The sequence below is a fragment of the Actinoplanes derwentensis genome, from assembly GCF_900104725.1.
GTDB classification, from domain to species: Bacteria; Actinomycetota; Actinomycetes; order Mycobacteriales; family Micromonosporaceae; genus Actinoplanes; species Actinoplanes derwentensis.
In genome coordinates this window covers 4,086,283-4,106,448 of record NZ_LT629758.1, presented here as the reverse complement: position 1 = coordinate 4,106,448, position 20,166 = coordinate 4,086,283, and the positions used below count along the sequence as shown (strand labels likewise).

Here is a 20,166-nt window from a genome sequence, read left to right as displayed (position 1 = left end):
CTCGGCCGGGCCCTATCGTCGGCGCCCGTGAGTGTTCATTACGAGGTCGTTGTCAGCTGCTTCCTGGAAGCACACACTCCGGATACTGTTCTGGACACGCTCTTCTGGTTGCTGGGCCTCACCGATGAACGGCCGTGGCATCTCGGCGACGACACCTTCCCGTACCAGACTTTCGACCCGGACCCGGCCAGCCGCCTTCCGGGCGGCGACCTGGCCCTGTTCCAGCAGCAGAAGCGCGGCTTCGGCCCGCACGGCGACATCGTCGAATGGGGCCTCCACGTCCGGGTGCTGGTCCCTGACGAGGGCATGGGCGAGATCCACGAGTTCCTCGAACTCATCGAACCCCACGTCTCGGGTGCCGGCTACGGAGGCCACATCCGCGAGGAGAACGACGCCACCCAGATCGACATCTTCCATTTCGCCAGCGGATCCATCCAGCCCAACTGAACCCGCCAAGCCCCAGTCAGCCCTGAACCTTTGCGATCCCCAGACCTTCGGCGGGTCCCGGACCTTCGCGGTCCCCAGACCTTCGGCGGGTCCCGGACATTGGCTGTCCTCAGGCCTTCGGCGGGTCTCGAGCCTTCGCGGTCTTCGGGATTTCGGCTCTCGCGGTCCTCGGGCCTTGTGGTCCCGAGACCCTTCTCGATCGTTTCCGAGGCCCTTCCTGGTCTGGGCTCTCTCGTGGTCGGCCGGTCTCCCGAGACCTTTTGTGGTCAGGGGTGTGTGGTGATCTCTGGTTCGATTCGCACCCGAACCCACTACGTCGAAGGGCTCTCACACCTCTACCGCGAAACGTCTTCCAAGCCTGGGTGCTCGTTCCAAGCCTGGGTGCTCGGGAAACCCGGTGCGGCCGGGCCGTCGTCCGATCGAGGTCGTTGCCGGCCCGTGGGGGAACGGGCCGGCGCTTCGGGCGTACGACAATCAGGTGGTCTTGAACTTTTCGAAGTGGACGACCTCGTCGAGGGGGCGCCGTTTCGGCTCGGACCAGCGGCCCCGGCTCGGGTGACCGATCGGGATCAGGGCCATCGTCAGCGCGTCGTCGGGGAGGCCGAGCAGCGTGCGGACGTCCTCCTCGTGCCCGATGTGCAGGGTGGTCAGGGTGGCGCCGAGGCCGTGCGCGCGGGCGGCCAGGATCAGGTGCTGGACGGCCCCGTAGATCGACGAGCCGAGGCGCGGGTTGGTTGACTTCGCGGCGCCCAGCATGACCGGGATGATCCAGATGGGCGCTTCCTCCAAGTGGTTGGCCAGGTGATCAGCGGCCAGGAAGCTCTTCTTGCTCATCGGCCCACCGTCGGGCGCACCGAGGATCTGCTCGCGACGGGAACCGTAGTGACGCTCCCAGCCCTCCCGGTACCAGCCCGCGATCTGCTTCTTCGTCTCCGGCTCGCGGATCACGATCCATGTCCAGAATTGACCATTGCCGGCGGACGGACCCCGAATCGCGGCGTCCAGAATCGCGCGGATCACATCGTCGCCGACCGGCTCGGTGGACAGGTAGCGGCGGGCCGGCGTCGAGTGCAACGCCTCCAGCAGAGGTAGAGCGTTCGGGTCCGTCATGCCGGCGAGCCTACTGGCCGGTAGCGGCTCAGGTCGGCTGGCGGCCCGCGTCTGCGGGATGGATTCACGTCAGCCCTGATGGCCAGCAGTGGCCGATCGGTGCCGGCCGGTCGGGCCTATGTCGGCCGGTTTGGTTTCAAATCGGCCAGTGGCGTGCGTCGGTCGGTTGGGGTTCACGTCGGCTGATGGCGCGTGCGAGCTGGTTGGGGTTTACATCGGCCGGCAGCCGATGCCGGCCGGGGTTCACGTCGGCTGGTGGCCCGCGTATGTGCCGGACGGGCGGAAACGCAGCGGGCGGTCGCCGTACTCCTCCAGCGCGTGTGCCAGCCAGCCCGCGGTCCGGGCCACCGCGAAGATCACCTCGCCGGCCTCCGCCGGCATGCGGTACTCCAGAGCGAGTGCGGCGAGCGCCAGATCGATGTTTGCCGGGGTGCCCGATCTGGTACGCATGGTCTCGTCCAGCCGCATCGCGTCCCTTTTCGCCGCGCCGTCGTCGAGCAGGTCGAACAGGGCGGTCGCCCGCGGATCGCCGCCGGGGTACAACGAATGCCCGAAACCGGGAACCGGCACTCCGGTGCGCAGGCGTTCCGAGATGGTCGCCGCCGGTCCGGGGCCACTGGAGGATTCGATCAAGAGGCGGTACGCGAGACCGCTCGCCGCCCCGTGCAACGGCCCGTCGAGGGCGGCGAGCCCGGCGCTTACCACCGCGTATGGATGGGCACGTGTTGACGCCGCAACCCTTGCCGCAAGTGTTGACGCGGCGATGTCGTGATCGGCCAGCAGAACCATGGCGGCGTTGAGCGCCCGCAGCCCGTCATCTGTCGCGCGCACACTGGTCAGCCGGTGCCACAGCGCCTCGGCCAGGGGGATCGATTTGACCGGGATGCCGGTGCGGGGCGGCAGGCTGTGCACCATCGTGGCGAGAAGAAGCCGGCCGGTGGCGATCACCGCCGTGGGCGTGGTGTCGAACCGGAGCGGGTCGGCGGCGGACGCGGCGGCGACGATGACACGCAGCCGGTCGGTGAGCCGAGCGGTCGCCGGCAGCTTCGCCGTCACCTCGACGGCCAGGTCACGCAGCTCAGCATGGACGGGAAACAGCAGGTCGCTGCTTTGCGTACTGGCTTGCCCGCTGCTGTGCGTACCGGCCGGGTTGCCGCCTTGTGTTCTGGTCGGGTTGCTGTTCTGCGTTCTGGGCGGGCCGCCTTTCTGCGTACTGGCTGAGTTGCTGTTCTGCGTACTGGCCGGGGCGCTGCTTTGCGTGTTGGTCGGGTCGCTGCTCTGGGGGCCGGTCCACAGCATGGTGGCTACGGATTCGTAGGAGGTCTCGCGAGCCAGGACGGTGGCGTCGTGACCGCGGAAGAAGAGGCGGCCGTCCTTGATCAGGGTGATGCCGGTTTGGATGCCCGGGGTGGTGGTCCGCTTGCGGCCGGCCCGAAAAGCATCGATGTCGGACCTGGTGAACAGGCTGTTCTTGCCGTCGCCGTTGCGTTGGCTGGCGAGAAGACCACGGCTGACGTACGCGTACACCGTCGCTGGTTTGACGCCCAGCAGAGTAGCGACTTCCTCGGTGGTCAGCAGTGGTTGAGGGGTCATGTTGCCATCCTCTCATATTGACTGGATCAACATTGACATCAACATGTTGATTACCCACATTGAGGTCATGTTGACAGTCAATCCTGGGCTTGCCGGTGTCGTCGCTTTCGACACCGAGATCGCCGAACCCGACCGGGACGGCGGGGCGCTGCGATACCGCGGCGTCGACATCAACTCCCTGGCCGGGCGAGCTTCGTTCGGTGATGTCTGGGGCCTGCTCGTCGATGGTGACTTCCGCCGCGGCCTGCCGCCAGCCGAACCCCTCCCGCCTGTGGATAACACCGGCGACATCCGTGCCGACGTACAAGCCGCGGTGTCGCTTCTGGCCCCACGGTGGTCGCTGCGCCAGCTGATCGACATCCCCGACGATCGGGCCCGCGAAGATTTGGCCACCACGTCGGCCGCGGTCCTGGACTACGTAGCCCGAGCCGCCCGAGTCGCCTTTCCCCCGTCGTCGGTCGCCGTTCGTGCCGCTTCTTCCCAACCCGGATCTTTCGACGGTTCGGGTTTGCTGAATCCGGCGACCACCTCGGTCTCGTTCGGGACTTCCGGGTCTCCGGCCGGCTCTGCCGAAATGGGGTTCGGTGAGGCGGGTTTCAGCGGGGCAGGCTTCGATGGTGCGGGTTTCAGTGGTGCGGGCTTCGGCAGGGCGAGTTCTGGTGGGGCGGCCGGGCTTTCGCCGGTGCCGCAACGACTGGTCGACGCCGGGCGGACCGCGACCGAACGGTTCATGATCGCCTGGCAGGGGGAGCCGGACCCGCGGCATGTGGCTGCCATCGACCGATACTGGATCTGTGCCGCCGAGCACGGCATGAACGCCTCCACGTTCACCGCGAGGGTCGTCGCCAGCACCGGAGCCGACGCGCCGGCATGCGTGTCCGCCGCGATCGCCGCGCTGTCCGGCCCGCTGCATGGTGGGGCGCCGTCCCGGGCCCTCGGCATGATCGAGGACGTGGAGCGGGGTGCGGACGCCCGGCGGTACGTCCGGCAGGTCCTGGACAGCGGTCAGCGCCTGATGGGTTTCGGACATGCGATCTACCGTGCCGAGGATCCCCGCGCCCGGATCCTGCGGGAGACCGCCCGTGAGCTGGCGGCCCCACGCTACGAGGTCGCCCGTGAGCTGGAACTGGCCGCACTGGCCGAACTCCGGGAACGCAAACCCGACCGAATCCTGGAGACGAACGTCGAATTCTGGGCTGCAGTCGTCCTCGACTTCGCCGGCGTACCAGCGGAGATGCTCACCGCGATGTTCACCTGCGCCCGAACCGCGGGCTGGAGCGCCCACATCCTGGAACAGAAGCGCCTGGGCAAAATCATCCGCCCATCCGCCGACTACGTCGGACCCGCCGAACGCGACGCCACGGAAGTCGCCGGTTGGCCCCCGCCCGCAGTCGTACCCCCCAGCGCCTGACCGCTGCCTTTGTTCTTGTTCCGTGTTCCTAACCTCGGCCCTGACGTATGGGTTCTGCTGGATTCTCGGCCTGAAGTTCGTAAGGCTGTGCGCCCGCCGGTCGCTCATCCGGTCGCTCGCCGACCGCCCACCCGGTCGCTCATCCGGTCGCTCGCCGACCGCCCACCCGGTCGCTCATCCGGTCGCTCGCCGACCGCTCACCGGACGATCAACCGGTCGCCTACCGGTTGATCGTCGGTTGGCTCCCCCCGATTGATCGCCGGTTGATCGTGGGCTGGTTGATCGCCGGTCGTCGGCCGGGTGGTTGCCGACTGGGCGGTGGTAGGGCGATCGCCGTTCGGTGGCCGGGCGAGTTGTTCCTGCCTGGATGCGGGTTTGCGGGTCTGTTTTTTGTCGTTGCATTGCCGTTGCGCGGGAATCGTGAAGTCATGATTCGGATCGCGAGAGAGGATCGCCACAATAGTGTCACTACGGACAACCGCATCTAAATGGGTGTCAGTTGGGTTATCGGGTCGGATGGCGTCGCTGAGAATGGCGCTCCGGCCGGCGGTTCACCGGCGGCCTCCGATCATGCGGAAGGCGTTCGATGGTTGTCACCTCCCAGGGATCCGCATCCGACGGCACGCCCGAGAAATCGTCCGATTCCACGCCCAGGACACCCACCCGGCAACATCCGCTTCTCGCCCGCGGCCCCGATCACGATCGGCCTGGCACACGGGCGACAGGATCAACACAACCGTCATCAACACAGCCGTCGCTAACACTGACGCCTGCAATATTGACGCCTGAAAAGCCCACATTGATCGGATCGCCGTCCTCCGAATCAACATCACCTGTCTCAACATCGCCGGATTCAACATCAACGGATCCAACATCACCCGAATCGACGTCGTCTGAATCAGGGTCATCTGAATCGTCATGTTCTGGATCAACATGCCCCGGTTCAACATGTCCTGGATCAACATTGACGGAATCAACAGCGATTCAACCGGTGCTGAACCTGTCGGTTTTGGAATCCGTCGGTATTGCTGACATTCGAGGACGCGGCGCTTCGACCACGGCGGTTACCCCAACGTCCCAGCGCGGAGCCGAGAATGCGCAACGAGTCGACGGCGCTCGGCTCGTGGACGGGACGCGGCTCGTGGACGGGACGCGGCATGACGTGTCTGGGGCTTCCGGGCATGACACAGGTTCAGGGATCTACGGCGCGGCGGTTTCTGGTCGTGCTCCGGAAACGTCAGGTGTCTCGGCGCCGCAGGTTGCCGCAGCCCCAGGGATCCCGGACGCGGTTCTGGGCGAGGCCGTCATGGCCGCCGGCATAGTGGCGGGCCAGGTTCGGCCGGGGACCGGGGATCACTTTCCGGTGCCCGGCGGGCTTTATGGAGTTTCTGGTGGTGCCTCTGCGATTCCGGGTGCGGAGTCCGGTCTTTCGGGTGGCATCTCAGCAGCGCGGGGTGAGACTGCGCGGGCCTCTGTTCCGGCGACGGTGGGTGTGGGCAGCGCGCATGACGGCGCGGGTTCGGGATCTGGATTGCGGTCAGGGGTCGATGCAACTCGCTCGTCGGCTGCTGTGACCGCCTTGTTGACGGGTGTGGGTGATCATCAGGCTGGTGCTGGTGCTGGTGCTGGTGCTGGTGCTGGTGCTGGTGCTGGTGCTGGTGCTGGTGCTGGTGCTGGTGCTGGTGCTGGTGCTGGTGCTGGTGCTGGTGCTGGTACTGGTACTGGTACTGCGCTGGGGAAGTGGGTTGATGCTTCTCAGGTGTCGGCCGCTGTTACTGCTGTATTGACGGGTGTAGGGGGAACAACTCGCGGGTTGGGCTTGGTAGGGGTTGATGCTTCTCGGGCTTCGGCTGCTGTCACTGCTGTGCTGACGGGGGTTGCCGATGTGCAGGGTGGTGTACCGGTTCGGGCTGGTGGTGCCGGGCTTGACGGTGCGGGGTCGAACGGTGTTGGCCTGCACGGTGGTGGGAAGTACGGTGCCGGGCTGCGCGGTGCCGGGCTGCATGGTGGTGGGTCGTATGCGGCCGGGCCGCATGGGGTTGGGCTGGGCGGTGGTCATTTGGGGCATGGTCTGGGCGTGGCGGGGCGGGGAACGGCTGTGCTGGAGCGCCGTAGCGGCCAGCTCTGTCCCTCGACAGTGGTGTTGATGCGGGTGGGGGAACGGCCGGGATCTTCGACGGCTGTGCTGGGCCGGACCGGTGGCGGGCAAGGGGCGTCGACGGCTGTACTGGAACGTATTGGTGGTGGGCCGGGATACGCCGTGGGACTGATGGATCGGGCGGTTGCCCTGGGGCAGGCCAAGGCTGTTCTCGAGCAGGTCGTCGCCGTGTCGGGGCGTGGGGTGGCTCTGGTCGGGCAGGCTGTGGCCGTACTCGGCGGGGCTGTTGAAGTTTTGGGTCGGGAGGCGCGGAGACGGCCGGCTTTCACCATCGGGATGGTGACCGTGGGGGTGGGCGCCGTCGCCGCCTCCGCGTTCGGGATGGTGCCGTCGGGGCCGGAGTTCCGGATGCCTCCGCTGGCGGCGGCCCGAGCGCCTGCGTCCGAAGTGTCCGCAGCCGCGGTCTATTCCGGGCTGGCGCCTTACGAACCGGCCGCCACCAGCGGGAGTCACCCTGGACCAGGGGCACGTCCGTCGTCGTCGGTGGATCGCCGGATCGGGGCGTCGCCGTCCGGCGTCAGTGCCCCGTCCCCAGCGGGTCCGGGCGTGAGTGCGCCATCGGCGAATATGACTCCGGGTGGTGTTCCCGCGCCGACTGCCACGGGGTTGACCGCTACCGGGACGGTGGAGCGGACCGCATCGATCGGATTCAGTCAACCCCGCGACGGTGACACGATCACTGCGGCCGCCACCGTCAGTGGCAGCGCCGACCTTCCGGACGACCATCAGGTATGGCTGTTGCGCAGGCACGGTGCCGGTACCGCCTACCAGGTGGTGGGTGCCTGCCCGAGCGGCTGGAGTTTCACCTGCGGTCCGGCCGGGTTGGAGAGCGGCGGCGAGGACACGTTCCAGCTGGCGGTGGTCGTCGTCGACCCGGCGACGGCTCGGACGTTGAGCGTGGGACAGTCCCGCGACACACTTCCCAGCAGCCTGGCCCGCAGCGAGGTCACGGTTCGTCGTGCGGCGGGGTAACCGGCCCCGTATTCAGGCCGGGAACCGTGGCGCGACACGACACCGGCAAGGGAGTTAAGCAGAGGAACGCGCAGCCAAAAGATGCGCGGCGAGGCGGGCGCGGCAGCGCGCTGATGCGGTGCGGTGCGGTGCGGTGCGGTGCGGTGCGGTGCGGTGCGGTGCGGTGCGATGCGATCGAACGTTACCTGCGGGCACGGTGCGGTGCCTGCGGCCGAACTCAAGGCCCGATGCATGCGGTCGGGCGATGCCTGCGGGCGCTCACGGCTCGGCGCGGGCGGCCCGATGCAGACGGCCCGGTAGCGACGGTGAGGGAACTAAGTGGTCACCTGGGACAGCATCGGGCGGACCAATCCGGCGAATTCGGCTGGGCGTTCGATCTGGGGCATGTGGCCGGTCTCCGGGAATAGGTGTGCCCGGGCGTGCGGAAACGCGGCCCGCGCCGCCTCCAGGTGATGGCTCGGCAGGATGAGGTCGCGGTCGCCCCACGCCAGAGTGGTGGGAACAGCGGTGCCGGCCAGCTGGGCCAGGAGTTCGGTTCGCCAGGTGGCGGCGATACCGCGGACGCCGCCGAGGGCTTTGGCGATCTCCAGGTAGACGGGCGCGAAGTCGGGCTGCCGGGCGATCCGGATCGCCGTCTCGACGCGAGCCGGTGTGACCAGGTCACGATCGGCGAAGAGCAGGCTTTCCATCCGGGCCGCGGTGGCCCGGTCGATGCGGCGCAGCATCTGCCGGCCGAGTCCGGGTACGGCCAGGAAACGCAGCGCGGCGGTCACCTCCTTGCCGAAGCCGGCGCTGTTGACCAGGGTCAAGCTGGACACGCGGCCGGGCGCGCCGGCGAGCATCGTCATCGACACGGCACCGCCGAGCGAATTTCCCATCAGGTGAACGGGCCGGGTCTCGCCGATCGCGTCGAGAGTCGCCCACAGGCCGTCGGCGAGCACCTCGAGGGTGGCGGGTTCGGGCATGCGCTGGGACATCCCGAAGCCGGGCATGTCGATACTGATCACCCGGTACCCGTCATCGAGCAGTGGATGCTGCAGCTCCCAATCCTCGAGGCTGCGCCCGATGCCGTGCAGCAGGACGACCGGTGGCGCAGCCGGATCACCGGTCTCGTGGAGGCGGATGCGTGTTCCCCGTACCACCGCGAATCTCATCTTTTGAGAACCGTGCCCGCCGGGCGTGTGCCGCGCGTGGTGGCGGCGGTGACCGCGCGGACGACGGCGGCGTGCCCGACGGGCAGCAGCCGGGCCAGTAGGTCGGGTGCTTTGGCGCTGGTGGCAATGAGCAGCCGGGCCTTGCGTTTCGTGACGGCGCGCAGAATCAGTTCCGCGGCCTTCGCCGGGGGGAAGCTGAGCAGCGCGGCGAAGCGTTTCATCTGGCCTTCGATCTCATCCTTTGGTACGTGGGACCCGATCAGTGCCGACTCGGCGATCCGGGTCCGAATGCCTCCGGGGTGAACCGTCGTCACTCCCACGCCGTCGTCGATCAGTTCGCCGCGCAGCGCCTCGCTGAGCCCGCGCAACGCGAACTTGCTGGCGCTGTAGGCGCTCTGCCCGGGCGGCGCGATCAACCCGAACAGACTTGACATGTTGACCAGATGGCCGCCGGGCGATGCAGTCAATGCGGGTAGCAAGGCGTGGGTTAGCAGCATGGGCGCCCTGAAGTTGACGTTCATGACGTGCTCGAACTCGTCAACTGTCACTTGATCGAAGCGGCCACCGAGCGCGATGCCGGCGTTGTTGACGAGCAGCCCAATCGCTGGGTGGTCGGCGAGCACACGGCTGGCGACGGATTCGACGGCGGCCCGGTCGGCGAGGTCGGCGACGAGGGTCTGCACATTCAACGACGGATTGGCGGTACGAATCCGCTCGGCGACCATGCTGAGCCGACCCTCGGTCACGTCGATCAGCACCAGGTCGCTGCCCTGGAAGGCCAGCCCGTAGGCGAGGTGTTCGCCGATGCCGCTGGCCGCTCCGGTGACGACGGCAGTGCGTCCGGCGAACCGGTACTCGGGAAGACGACTGGACATCAGACCACCTTTGACGAGGTAACAGGCGACGGAAGAACAGACGATGAGGGAGCGGTCGCCGCGGTGCTGGGCGAGATTGGAGCGGTCGCCGCGGTGCTGGGCGAGATTGGAGCGGTCGCCGCGGTGCTGGGCGAGATTGGAGCGGTCGCCGCGGTGCTGGGCGAGATTGGAGCGGTCGCCGCGGTGCTGGGCGAGATTGGAGCGGTCGCCGCGGTGCTGGGCGAGATTGGAGCGGTCGCCGCGGTGCCGGGCGAGGTAGGAGCGGTCGCCGCGGCGCTGTGCGAAGTCGGAGCGGACGACGCGGCGGCGGAAGAGGTGAGGCTGGGCGAGGAGGCTGCGAGCGCCGTAGGGCCGGGCGGGATAGGAGCGGGAGACTCGGGACCGGGTGACGTGGGGCTGGGCGCCGCGGGGCTGGGCGCCGCAGGGCTGGGCAAGGTGGCTGCGGAGGGCTCAGGACCGGGCGAAGCAGGGCCGGGCGGCGCGGCGACCGGTGAGGTGGGAGCGGACGAGGAAGGGGCGGGGAAGTCGGGGGTTCGCGTCGGGCGGGGGGTGAAGGTCATGTCGCGGGTCACGTCGGCTCGCGGGGTGGTGAGTGCGTCGCGCAGATAGTTCTGCCGGATGATCCACGGATCGCGTTCGCCCTGACGGGGGAATCGGTCGAGGGCGCGCTGGACGTACCCGGACGACAGGTCGAGCAACGGCCGTCCGGTCCCGGGCGGTGCGACCGGTGTCGCCGCCGCCAGGTCGTGTTGATCCATGTGGTCAAGTAGCTTCAACATGTATCGGTGGGATAGATCGGCGCGCAGCGTCCACGAGGCGTTGACGTACCCGATGCAGTAGGCGAAGTTCGGCACCCCACCGAGCATCAGGCCCCGGTACGACACGGTCCCGCCGACGTCGACCAGCGATCCGTCGACGGTCAGCTCGATCCCTCCGACCGGCAGCAACGACAGCCCGGTCGCGGACACCACGACATCGGCTTCGAGGACCGTCCCGGACTTCAGCCGGATGCCCTCGGGCACGAACGTGTCGATGTGGTCGGTCACCACCGAAGCCCGCCCCTCGGTGATCGACCGATATAGATCACCGGACGGGATGACACAGAGCCGCTGATCCCACGGGTCGTAGCGGGGCTTGAAGTGCTTGTCCACGTATCCCGGATCCTTCAGGAACCGGACGGCGATCCCGCGCAGCGCCCGCCGGACCAACTGGGGCCGTCGCCGGGCGAGCTGGTAGAAGGCCTGAGTGAGCAGGATGTTCTTGGCACGCGCCACCCGGTTGGCGGCCTTCGGCGGGAGCAGGCGCCGGGCCAGGACGGCGACCGCGTCCCGATCCGGGAGCGGTGTGACGTACGTGGGGGACCGCTGCAACATCGTCACGTGAGCCGCCGCCGGGGCCATCGCCGGAACCAGGGTGACCGCCGTCGCGCCGCTGCCGATGACCACCACCCGCTTACCCGACCAGTCGAGATCATCCGGCCAGGACTGCGGGTGCACGAGCCGCCCGGCATAGTCACCGAGGCCGGGGAAGTCTGGCTGATACCCGTGGGAGTAGTCGTAGTAGCCGGCACATCCGTACAGGAAATCGCAGGTCATCTGATCGCCGGAGTTGGTGTGGACGGTCCAGCGGGACTCCGCCGACGACCACTGGGCGCGCGTGACCCGCGTACCGAACCGGATCTTGTCGGTGATGCTGGCTTCGTCGGCGGTCTCCTGGATGTAGCGGCGGATCTTCGCGCCGGAGGCGAGGGACTCGGGTTCGCGCCATGGCCGGAACGGATAGCTGAGCGTGTACATGTCCGAATCAGATCGGACGCCGGGATAACGGAAGAGGTCCCAGGTGCCGCCGATCGCGTCGCGGGCCTCGAGAATGGCGTAGGTGTCACCGGGCCGTTGCCGCTGCAACCGCCAGGCGGCCCCGATCCCGGACAGGCCGGCGCCGACGATCAACACGTCGAAGTGTCCAGTCAACATGTGAAGTCCATGCATGTGAAGTCGGTAGATGTGAGACGGCTACAAATGAAGCCAGTGCATATGAACCTGGCGAGTATGGGGTTTGTGCATGTGAGGTTGGTGCATATGAGGTTCATGAGTCTCCCGGTGTGAACCACGGCGGAGTTCCGGTACCCGAAATCCGGACACCACCCCACGGATCAGGATCGCTCAGCTTGACCGTGGTCTCCGGCGAACCGGGCACCACGATCGTGGCCGCGCGGAGTCCGGCGCCGACCCGTTCACGCAGCATGTCGTGCGGCCCGGTGCGCCCGGCCCACCGAAACCGTCCCTCGACCGGCTCGAACCGCACCGACATCCGAACCTCGACCGGCACCGGTCCGTCATCCAGCCGCAGAGTCGCCGGCCCCCGATACCCCGCGTTCCCATCACCGCGACCATTCCCACCACCGAGCCCCTGGTCACCACTGAGCCCTTGGTCACCGCCGAGCCCCTGGTCACCACTGAAGTCGTTGCTGTCGAGGCCATCGTCACCATCGCTGCCGGGGTCGCTGTTGTCGAGGTCATCACAACTACGGCTATCACTGCCGGCGCCAGAGTCGTCACGGCCGTCATCACCGCGGTCAGCACTGCCGGGGCCAGAGCTGTCGAGGCTGTTCTCTCCGTGGCCATCGCTGCCGTAGTCATCGCTGCCGTGGCCATCGCCCCCAGGGCGACCGCTCCCGGGGGCGTTGTTGTGCCGGGCGGTGGTCATGTCTCCTGCGCCCACTCTTCGTGGGCGGCCAAGCCGCCCGGGATGTCGGCGGCGCGGCGCATGCCGGCGATGCCGCTCCACAGGAACGTCGTCAGGTAGTCGGCGAGAGCCTCTCGGCTGATCGGCTGCTGCTGTCGCAGCCACCAGTCGCCGACCGCCTGGACGTAGCCGACCACGCCGTACGCCCAGGGCAACGCCGCCCCGGAATCGAGGCCCCGGGCGCGCAGCAGGTCGCCGAATATCCGGGCCAGGCCGCTGGCGACCGTGTCCATCACGTCGGCGACCACGTCCCGGCGCCGGGCGATGTCGGGTTGATGCACGACGAAGCGATACAGATTGAGGTCGGATTCAATACGAGCAAGGTAGATGTCGATGGCAGCGGCGACGATCGCGCGCTCCTCCCGGACGGCCGCGACCGCCGGGATCATGTCGTCGAGGACCATCTGGCCGGCCGCCTGCCCGACGGCCAGCCACAACTCGGACTTGTCGGCGAAGTAGCGGTAGAGGACCGGCTTGCTGACCCCGGCGTGCGCGGCGATCGCCTCCATGCCGATGTCCGGGCCGTGCTGCCGGATCGCTTCGATGGCCGCCGTGGTCAGTTCGGCTCGTCGTTGCGCACGATGACCGTCCCAGCGGCCGCGGCGGCCGTCGCCGGAGCTGCCGGGATTGACGGGTGGAGTGACCGGGCTCATAGTACAAGAAGTAACTGTTACCGCCGGTAACGTCAAGCTTTTCCGGGAGGGCCGGGATGACTGACCGAGACCGCACCGCTGTACGACTGCTCCACGCGTCGGCCGAACACTCCTACGACCCTGAGGTGGAGATCGACTGGGCGGCCCCGTTCGTGCCCGGGAGGTATTTCGTCCCTCCGCACCGCTCCAGCCTCTACGGCACCGCACTCTGGGAGCGGATGACCGAGGAGCAACGTATTGACTTGACTAGACATGAGGTCGCCAGCATCGCTGGTCTAGGCGTCTGGTTCGAGACGATCCTCATGCAACTGTTGATCCGCGACTACTTCAATCAGGACCCGACCGCCCCGCACGCCCAGTACGCCCTCACCGAGATCGGCGACGAATGCCGCCACTCGGTCATGTTCGGTCGTATGATCGCCCGCCTCGGCACCCCCGTCTACCAGCCCACCGGCGTCAACCAGTGGCTCGGCAAGTGGATCGCCCACACCGGCGCCGGCCCGCGTATGTACGCCGCCATCCTGATCGCCGAGGAGATCCTGGACACCCTGCAGCGCGAGGCGATGAGCCACAGCGATGTGCAGCCCTTGGTCCGGATGGTCTCCCGCATCCACGTCGTCGAAGAGGCGAGACATGTCCGGTACGCCCGGGAGGAGTTGGCCCGGCAGATCCGCACGGCCGGCCGCTCCCGCCTCCACTTCGACAGACTGGTGATCGCCCGAGCCGCCTACTTGACTGGCACCCGCCTGATCGACCCGCGTGTGTACCGAGCCGTCGGCATCGACCCGGACGAGGGCCGCCGGGCAGCCCGGGCCAACCCGCACCACCGCGAGACGCTGCGCTGGGCCGGCGACCGGGTGGTCACGTTCCTGTCCAGCCTCAACCTGATAGGCGGCCCCGGCATCACCCTCTGGCACGCCTCCGGCCTGCTCCCGAGCAGCGGCAGCTGACCGGACGGCTCCCATGCGGCGCCAGGTGACGGACGGCTTCCATGGGCGCCGGGTGAGGGCGCCGGCGGACCGTGCGGCCGGGATAAGTTCAAGATCATGAGCGAGCAGCGATGGTACGGGCGGCGTGAACTCGTCGAGGCCTATCTGGGCTGTCGAGACGGGGAGCGGTATGGCGGCTATCGGCGGGAGGCCGGAGCGTTCAATGCCGCGCTCCGGGCTCACCACCAGGGCATGCTTGACGGGCTGGAGCGGCTCTTCGAGGTGCGGCTGACGCCGGAGGGTATTCCGGATCCGGTGCTGCACATGCTGTTCCGGTCGACTGTGGAGTCGGTGCTCGCGCTTACTGATCCGTGGTCCGGGTTCCTGGAGGCGGGGCTTCTGCACCTCAGACTGGACCGGGCCGGCGAGGCGGGCACGAAAGTGATGGCCGCCAGTGATCGGATCTGGTCCCGTAACAACGAGTCCCGTGAGGATCACCTGATCATCCTCGAGGAACTCGTCGGGCTGTTCCTCGGTGACCGGGCCCATCATGCCTTCACCGCGGACGAGCTTCGCGCCCTCGGCGTCGATCTGCAGCGGCCGCGACCCGTCGACTACTTCACCAGCGACTGATGAGGGGCCGGGTCACGGGCGGTCGTGCAGGAACCACTCGTCGCCGCGGGTCACGGCCAGCGCCGTCTCCCACAGGTTCATCTCCAGGTTGCCGGCCAGCAGCGTGATCTGGTACGCCAGCTCGCACGCGTCATCGGCGGTCTCCGGACGCCGGCCCACGACGAACTGGAGCATCGTCTCCCAGCCGGCGACCAGATCGGCCTGCCACCGGTCGTGCCAGTGCAGCAGGACACCGGCCAGCACCTCGTGCTGACCGAGCGTGCCGTGGAAGCCGGCCCACGCGGCGAGCAGATGGGCCTCGGTGGTGGGCGCCAGCAGCAGTTCCACCCGATCGGGGCGGTACCAGTTGTGGAGCCCGGTGAGACGGTCGCGGTACGGCGGCACCTGAGCCAGCAGTTCGGGATCGCCCCGGATCCGGTCGAACAGACAACGGTTCACGGCCTGCAAGGTCGGATCGGGGACCTGGTGCCGTACCGAATCAATGTTGAAATCAATGTCGAAAGCCGGCACCTGTGCCCGGAACGCGTCATCGGTGAGTGGCAGGTCCCACCACGGCCGCCTCAAGGCCTGCCACGGGTCGCCGGCCCGTGCCTGCCGGTCCAGCTCGGTGAGTTCCGGCCCCGACCACGCGTCCGCCTCGAAGTCGTCGTCCAAGTCCTCATCAGGGAGATCAGGGAGATCAGGGAGAGACGGGAGCGGCGGGCCGGGGAGGGCGACATCGTCGAAGAGGGGCGCGTCGCCGTCGAGGAAGACCGGGCGGCGGCCGGTCGACGGCATCACCGCGCGCGCCGTCCGCCAGGCCGGCAACACGTCCGCCGGATCCACCCCGCTGATCAGCAGACAGTCGCCGAACACCGGCGTGATCGGCAGATCGGCGAGCATCGTCGTGCTCAGAACCTTCCGGACGGTGTCGGCGTCAGCGGCCATGAGCCGAGTATCCGGCCGGCCCGGGACCGCCGCCGCCGGAACGACCGAACCCGGGGAGCGGGCCGAGCCGGGGAACAGGCCAGAGGTGGGGGAACGGGCCAAAGGTGGTGCTGGGCATACCCCGGCGGTAGTGGAAACCATCCCGCGAAGGTGGGCCGTGCACCATCGCGATCGCGAGCGCCGATTCCTAGGTTCGACACATGCGAATCACATGGGTCACCGCGCCCTTGGCCGTCGCCGCGCTGGCCCTGTCCGGGCTGTCCGCCCCGGTCTCCGCCTCGGCCGTCCCGATCCCGCCGATCGCCTGGCACGGCTGCACGACCGGGCCGTCCGACGAGGCCGGGCCGGTCCTGGACGCGGCCGGTGCGGAGTGCGGCGAGGTCACGGTTCCGGTCGACTATCGCGAGCTTGACGACCGTACGATCGCCGTCGCGGTAACCCGGAAGCGGGCCACCGACCAGGACCGGCGCCGGGGTGTCCTGATGCTCAATCCGGGCGGACCGGGCACCAGCGCGCTGGAGATGGTCCTCGCCGGTCCGCTGATGCCGGAGGTGGCCGCCGCCTACGACCTGGTGGCGATGGATCCGCGTTTCGTCGGGCGCAGCAACCCGATCGACTGCCGCTGGAAGACCGACACGTTCCTGCGCGGGGCCGGCCCGGACCGGAGCACCTTCACCGCGAGCGTGACACTGGCGAGAGACCTGGCGGCTGGATGCGCCGCCGACCGGACCCTGCTGCCGCACGCGTCGACCCGCAACACGGCCCGCGACATGGACCGGGTCCGGCGGGCACTCGGCGAGTCCCGGATCTCCTACCTCGGCTACTCCTACGGCACCTATCTGGGGGCGGTCTACCTGCAGATGTTCGGCGACCACGCGGACCGGGTGGTGCTGGACAGCGCCGTCGACCCGTCGATCTACGGCCCGGGCCTGTTCGCCCGCAGCGCCCCGGCGATCCAGGCCGCGCTGGAGAACTGGGCGTCCTGGGCGGCCGAACACCATGCCGAATACGGCCTCGGTGCGACTCGGAACGACGTGTTGACGACCGTCGAGAGACTCGATCAAAAGACGACGACCGCGGGGCTGTACGAGGTGGATGCACACGTTCTGCCGCTGCTGCTGTTCACCGGCCTCTACGACGACGGCCCCGAGGTGTACGCGTCTCTCGCCGGCAAGCTCCGGGCGCTTCGCACCGGCACCCCGGACGAGTCGTTGACGCAGTTCCTGACCATGCTGTTCACCGGCTCCGGGCCGGCCTCCGACCGTGCGGGCACGCCGATCCTCTGCGCTGACCGGGCCGTCTCCCGCGACCCGGCGACCTACTACCGTGACATCCAGCGTCACCGGGCCGCCGAGCCCCTGTTCGGTCCGCTGACCCGCAACATCAGCCCGTGCGCGTTCTGGCCGGCCCGCCCCGCCGAGCCGGCCACCGTGATCGGTAACCGCAGGCCCGCGCTGGTCGTCGGAGCCGATGGAGACCCGGCCACCCCGTACGCCGGGCAACAGGTGATGCATGAGGCGCTCGCGGGGTCGCGGATGGTGACGTTGCGGGGCCGGTTCGGTCACGGCCAGTACCTGGTAGCCGGCAACGGATGCGTCGACGGTGCGGTGAACCGGTATCTACTCGACGGTGTCCTCCCCACCGGAGACATCCACTGCGTCAGCTGAACTTCGGGTGCTGAACGGTTTCGGTCAGGTTGCGGTGTCCTTCCGGCGGCCGGATCGGCACCATCAGCCGGGTCGCCGGAGCCTCACCACGTGCGAGATTGTCGCGACGTTCCGCGTTGAAGATCATCACGCGGCGGGAGAGATACTCGGGAGAGGATTCGATGGACGACGCCCTGGTGGCCTACAACGCCGGCCGCATGGACGGGGCCGCCGGACTCCGGGATCCGCAGATCGCCGAGGATCCGGAGGTCGGCCCCGACTACCGGGTCGGTCTGCTGGACGGCCGGATCGCGGCGTACCACCTGAACCGGGAGTTGCGGTCGTTCCTCGACGACCCGGACGACGCGTGATCGGCCGCTCACATGTCCCCCTGAGAAGCATGTGACCAGCCGTTATTCTGGCGGAAACATTGCTTTGCCGGTCCCGAAATCAGGTATCAGGACTCTTGCACCGGACAGGCGGCACAGGATGGGGACCGGATGATCGAGGGTGCGTTGGCGGGTTTCACCGTGGCGGTGACCGCGGAACGGCGCCGCAGCGAGATGGCGGCTCTACTGGAACGGCGTGGGGCGCGGGTGATCAGCGCACCGGCGATCACCATCGTCCCGCTCGTCGATGACGCCGCGCTGCATGCGGCGACCGCCGCCTGCATCGGACTCGAACCGCACCTGGTCGTCGCCACCACCGGCTTCGGCTTCCGCGGCTGGCTGGAAGCGGCCGAAGGCTGGGGTCTGGCCGAATCGCTGCGCGAATCACTGCGCAACGCGCGGATCATCGCCCGTGGCCCGAAACCGTGCGGGGCGATCCGCGCGGCCGGGCTCATCGAGGACTGGGCGGCCAAGACCGAGGCCTCCGAAGAGGTGCTCGAACGCCTGCTCGCCGAAGGCGTCGCCGGCCGCCGGATCGTGGTGCAAGAACACGGCGAACCCCAGACCGAATTCGTCAAAGCGCTGCGTACGGCCGGTGCAGCGGTCGTCGAGGTACCGGTCTACCGATGGGCGCTCCCACCCGACGTCGCGCCGGTGAAACGCCTCGCCGAACAGGTCGTCGCCGGTCAGATCGACGCTGTCACGTTCACCAGCGCGCCTGCGGTCAAGGCGTTCCTGATGATCGCGGAAGACGCCGGGGCGGACGTGACCACCGCGTTCGGTCGCGGCACCCTGGCCGCATGTGTCGGGCCGGTCACCGCCGCGCCGTTGATCGAGCGGGGTGTCGAAGTGGTGATGCCGGAGCGGTACCGGCTGGGCGCCCTGATCAAGACGGTCACCGACGAGCTTCCCCGCCGGGCGCTGCGACTGCACGTCGCCGGAACCATTCTCGAGGTACGGGGACACGCGGTCCTCATCGACGGAGTGACCCACGCGCTCGCGCCCGCGGCGATGGCGATCCTGTCCGCCCTGGCCAGCCGCCCCGGAGCCGTGGTGTCGAAGGAACAGCTGGTGATGTCCCTGCCCCGGGGCAACGACGGCCATGCGGTAGACGTGGCGGTCGCCCGTCTCCGGGCAGCCCTGGGATCCGGAAAACACATCGAGACCGTGATCAAACGCGGCTACCGCTTACGCATAGACGAAGCAGCCTGACTCAACTCAACTCAACTCAACTCAACTCAGCCCGGCGCCTGCCGCCCAAGACATGCCAGTCAAGACATGCCAGTCAAGACATGCCCGGCAAGACGAGCTAATCAAGACGTGCGGGGCAAATCGAGCTAGTCAATGCGTGCTGGTCAAGATGTGTCATTCAAGATGATGTAGCTCGAATCAAAGTTAAGACGAGTCGAGTCACGTCAATACGAAGCAGTGCCGGCGACGAGGCCGGATCCGGAAGATCCCGATGTCCATGCCGGGACCGGATACCCGTACCGGGAAATCGCGAGCCTGATGCCATGCCGGGCCGCTCCCATTGCGCACGACGACAGTTCCCTCGCGCCGAAGGCGTACGGGAGCGCTGAAGCCTGAGGAGACGCCCGTGACCGACTTTCCTGCCCCGACGGGCTTCCCTGCGCAGACCGGTTTCCCTGCGCGGGCTGGTTTGCCGACTCTGATCGCCGTTGCCCATGGCACCCGGTCGCCGGACGGGCGGCGGCAGATCGAGCGGCTCGCCGCTGCTGTTGCCCGTCGGCGGCCTGGTCTGGACGTTCGGCTCTGCTATGTGGACGTGCAGGAACCGAAGGTCGCCGACGTGGTGCCGACCGTCCGGGACGCGGTGGTGGTGCCGTTGCTGTTGTCCTGTGGCTATCACGTCCGTGTTGATATCGCCGATGCGGTCAAGTCGACACATTTTCCGGTCACCGCGCCGCTCGGCCCGGACCCGGTCTTCCTGGACAGCATGCGACGCAATCTGCCGGACGCCGACGCGGTGGTGCTGGCCTCGGCCGGTTCCTCGGACCCGCTCTGGGTGGCCGGTATCCGCGAGGTGGCCGCCCAGCTCTCCGACTCCAGTGGTGAGCGGTCGGTGCGGGACGCCGGCGGCGATGGCGGGCAGCGGGTGAAGGACGCTGGCAGCGACGGTAGGCGGTTGGCGGTGGGGGCCGGCGGTGGTGATGGGCGGTGGGCCGGGAATGGTAGGCGGCGGGTTGAGCTCGGGTACACGTCGGGGAGTGGGCCGCGGGTGAATGATGTGGTCGACCGGCTGCGGGCGGAAGGGGCGCGCACGGTGGCGGTGGCGGCGTATCTGCTGGCTGAGGGGCTGTTCTATCGCACTCTGCACAGTGCCGGTGCGGACTCGGTGACCCCGCCGCTGTGTCATGAGCCGGCGGTGGCGGATCTGGTGTTGCAGCGGTTCGACAGTGCGCTTCTCACAACGGCCGGTAGCCGGTTGTAGTCACAACGGGGGCGAGTGGGTTGTAGGGATTCCTGTACAGCAGCGTCACCGCCAGGCGCCCCGGCGGGAAAC

At 68.2% G+C, this 20,166-nt stretch carries 17 protein-coding genes and 1 pseudogene; 10 read left to right on the top strand and 8 right to left on the bottom strand.

The features are described 5' to 3' along the window. Window positions 1–27 precede the first annotated feature (27 nt). Window positions 28–447, top strand: a complete 420-nt coding sequence (locus BLU81_RS18215) for a hypothetical protein (protein WP_092545766.1) — start codon at window positions 28–30, stop codon at window positions 445–447. A 474-nt stretch (window positions 448–921) separates the two neighbouring features. Here the strand turns inward: BLU81_RS18215 and BLU81_RS18210 are convergent, their stop codons facing one another. Further along, the gene (locus BLU81_RS18210) at window positions 922–1,557 is read right to left on the bottom strand and encodes a nitroreductase family protein (protein WP_092545765.1); all 636 of its coding nucleotides are present in this window, start codon (window positions 1,555–1,557) and stop codon (window positions 922–924) included. 243 nt (window positions 1,558–1,800) lie between these two features. Continuing rightward, window positions 1,801–3,150, bottom strand: coding sequence for a citrate synthase family protein (locus tag BLU81_RS18205; RefSeq protein ID WP_092545764.1), 1,350 nt, complete (start codon window positions 3,148–3,150; stop codon window positions 1,801–1,803). A gap of 67 nt (window positions 3,151–3,217) precedes the next feature. On the opposite strand from BLU81_RS18205, the gene BLU81_RS49900 reads away from it, so the two are divergent. The 3 genes from BLU81_RS49900 to BLU81_RS48375 all read left to right on the top strand — a co-directional run bounded on the left by BLU81_RS49900 (window position 3,218) and on the right by BLU81_RS48375 (window position 7,691). Further along, window positions 3,218–4,561 (top strand): citrate synthase 2, encoded by a 1,344-nt coding sequence (locus tag BLU81_RS49900; RefSeq protein ID WP_197686278.1) that lies wholly within the window; start codon window positions 3,218–3,220, stop codon window positions 4,559–4,561. Between the two features lie 1,610 nt (window positions 4,562–6,171). Beyond that, window positions 6,172–6,348 carry a hypothetical protein gene (locus BLU81_RS49895; protein ID WP_197686276.1) on the top strand — a complete coding sequence of 59 codons (177 nt, stop codon included), beginning with the start codon at window positions 6,172–6,174 and terminating at the stop codon, window positions 6,346–6,348. A gap of 482 nt (window positions 6,349–6,830) precedes the next feature. Next, entirely contained in the window at window positions 6,831–7,691 is an 861-nt protein-coding gene (locus BLU81_RS48375) for a hypothetical protein (RefSeq protein ID WP_157751665.1), read from the top strand. A 314-nt stretch (window positions 7,692–8,005) separates the two neighbouring features. Here the strand turns inward: BLU81_RS48375 and BLU81_RS18175 are convergent, their stop codons facing one another. The 5 genes and pseudogenes from BLU81_RS18175 to BLU81_RS18155 all read right to left on the bottom strand — a co-directional run bounded on the left by BLU81_RS18175 (window position 8,006) and on the right by BLU81_RS18155 (window position 13,118). Next, on the bottom strand, window positions 8,006–8,845 hold the full coding sequence (locus tag BLU81_RS18175) for an alpha/beta fold hydrolase (protein ID WP_092545761.1): 840 nt from the start codon (window positions 8,843–8,845) through the stop codon (window positions 8,006–8,008). Then, window positions 8,842–9,720 carry an SDR family NAD(P)-dependent oxidoreductase gene (locus BLU81_RS18170; protein WP_092545760.1) on the bottom strand — a complete coding sequence of 293 codons (879 nt, stop codon included), beginning with the start codon at window positions 9,718–9,720 and terminating at the stop codon, window positions 8,842–8,844. Before BLU81_RS18170 ends, BLU81_RS18175 begins: the two co-directional genes overlap by 4 nt. Window positions 9,721–10,310: 590 nt before the next feature. Beyond that, window positions 10,311–11,693 (bottom strand): annotated as a pseudogene (locus BLU81_RS18165) (flavin-containing monooxygenase); the annotation flags it as partial. Between the two features lie 112 nt (window positions 11,694–11,805). Further along, on the bottom strand, window positions 11,806–12,426 hold the full coding sequence (locus BLU81_RS51560) for a DUF4873 domain-containing protein (RefSeq protein ID WP_092545759.1): 621 nt from the start codon (window positions 12,424–12,426) through the stop codon (window positions 11,806–11,808). After that, window positions 12,423–13,118, bottom strand: a complete 696-nt coding sequence (locus BLU81_RS18155) for a TetR family transcriptional regulator (protein ID WP_092545758.1) — start codon at window positions 13,116–13,118, stop codon at window positions 12,423–12,425. The genes BLU81_RS51560 and BLU81_RS18155 overlap by 4 nt, the downstream gene beginning before the upstream one ends. A gap of 56 nt (window positions 13,119–13,174) precedes the next feature. Here BLU81_RS18155 and BLU81_RS18150 point away from each other — a divergent pair, with 56 nt between their 5' ends. Together BLU81_RS18150 and BLU81_RS18145 are read left to right on the top strand one after the other, a co-directional pair. Then, window positions 13,175–14,068: an AurF N-oxygenase family protein gene (locus tag BLU81_RS18150; RefSeq protein ID WP_092545757.1), complete on the top strand. Its 894-nt coding sequence runs from the start codon at window positions 13,175–13,177 to the stop codon at window positions 14,066–14,068. Between the two features lie 96 nt (window positions 14,069–14,164). After that, window positions 14,165–14,680 (top strand): hypothetical protein, encoded by a 516-nt coding sequence (locus BLU81_RS18145; RefSeq protein ID WP_092545756.1) that lies wholly within the window; start codon window positions 14,165–14,167, stop codon window positions 14,678–14,680. A 12-nt stretch (window positions 14,681–14,692) separates the two neighbouring features. Here BLU81_RS18145 and BLU81_RS18140 read toward each other — a convergent pair whose 3' ends face one another. Next, a complete protein-coding gene (locus BLU81_RS18140) occupies window positions 14,693–15,607 on the bottom strand; it encodes a DUF4253 domain-containing protein (protein ID WP_092545755.1) in 915 nt (304 codons plus the stop codon). A 200-nt stretch (window positions 15,608–15,807) separates the two neighbouring features. Between BLU81_RS18140 and BLU81_RS18135 the strand changes: the two genes are divergently transcribed. The 4 genes from BLU81_RS18135 (at window position 15,808) to BLU81_RS50725 (ending at window position 20,094) form a co-directional block, all read left to right on the top strand. Further along, a complete protein-coding gene (locus BLU81_RS18135) occupies window positions 15,808–17,274 on the top strand; it encodes an alpha/beta hydrolase (RefSeq protein ID WP_092545754.1) in 1,467 nt (488 codons plus the stop codon). Window positions 17,275–17,435: 161 nt separating this feature from the next. Continuing rightward, complete coding sequence (locus BLU81_RS18130) at window positions 17,436–17,624, top strand: hypothetical protein (RefSeq protein ID WP_092545753.1); 189 nt, start codon at window positions 17,436–17,438, stop codon at window positions 17,622–17,624. Between the two features lie 129 nt (window positions 17,625–17,753). Further along, complete coding sequence (locus tag BLU81_RS18125; protein WP_092545752.1) at window positions 17,754–18,854, top strand: uroporphyrinogen-III synthase; 1,101 nt, start codon at window positions 17,754–17,756, stop codon at window positions 18,852–18,854. 448 nt (window positions 18,855–19,302) lie between these two features. Continuing rightward, window positions 19,303–20,094, top strand: coding sequence for a sirohydrochlorin chelatase (locus BLU81_RS50725; RefSeq protein ID WP_092545751.1), 792 nt, complete (start codon window positions 19,303–19,305; stop codon window positions 20,092–20,094). Window positions 20,095–20,166: the final 72 nt, after the last annotated feature.

What these genes read in the sequence shown, in the direction of transcription:
- BLU81_RS18210 (WP_092545765.1), bottom strand. Translation starts at nt 1,557, where the DNA reads ATGACGGACCCGAACGCTCTACCTCTGCTGGAGGCGTTGCACTCGACG.
- BLU81_RS18205 (WP_092545764.1), bottom strand. Translation starts at nt 3,150, where the DNA reads ATGACCCCTCAACCACTGCTGACCACCGAGGAAGTCGCTACTCTGCTG.
- BLU81_RS49900 (WP_197686278.1), top strand. Translation starts at nt 3,218, where the DNA reads ATGTTGACAGTCAATCCTGGGCTTGCCGGTGTCGTCGCTTTCGACACC.
- BLU81_RS48375 (WP_157751665.1), top strand. Translation starts at nt 6,831, where the DNA reads ATGGATCGGGCGGTTGCCCTGGGGCAGGCCAAGGCTGTTCTCGAGCAG.
- BLU81_RS18175 (WP_092545761.1), bottom strand. Translation starts at nt 8,845, where the DNA reads ATGAGATTCGCGGTGGTACGGGGAACACGCATCCGCCTCCACGAGACC.
- BLU81_RS18170 (WP_092545760.1), bottom strand. Translation starts at nt 9,720, where the DNA reads ATGTCCAGTCGTCTTCCCGAGTACCGGTTCGCCGGACGCACTGCCGTC.
- BLU81_RS51560 (WP_092545759.1), bottom strand. Translation starts at nt 12,426, where the DNA reads ATGACCACCGCCCGGCACAACAACGCCCCCGGGAGCGGTCGCCCTGGG.
- BLU81_RS18155 (WP_092545758.1), bottom strand. Translation starts at nt 13,118, where the DNA reads ATGAGCCCGGTCACTCCACCCGTCAATCCCGGCAGCTCCGGCGACGGC.
- BLU81_RS18150 (WP_092545757.1), top strand. Translation starts at nt 13,175, where the DNA reads ATGACTGACCGAGACCGCACCGCTGTACGACTGCTCCACGCGTCGGCC.
- BLU81_RS18145 (WP_092545756.1), top strand. Translation starts at nt 14,165, where the DNA reads ATGAGCGAGCAGCGATGGTACGGGCGGCGTGAACTCGTCGAGGCCTAT.
- BLU81_RS18140 (WP_092545755.1), bottom strand. Translation starts at nt 15,607, where the DNA reads ATGGCCGCTGACGCCGACACCGTCCGGAAGGTTCTGAGCACGACGATG.
- BLU81_RS18135 (WP_092545754.1), top strand. Translation starts at nt 15,808, where the DNA reads ATGCGAATCACATGGGTCACCGCGCCCTTGGCCGTCGCCGCGCTGGCC.
- BLU81_RS18130 (WP_092545753.1), top strand. Translation starts at nt 17,436, where the DNA reads ATGGACGACGCCCTGGTGGCCTACAACGCCGGCCGCATGGACGGGGCC.
- BLU81_RS18125 (WP_092545752.1), top strand. Translation starts at nt 17,754, where the DNA reads ATGATCGAGGGTGCGTTGGCGGGTTTCACCGTGGCGGTGACCGCGGAA.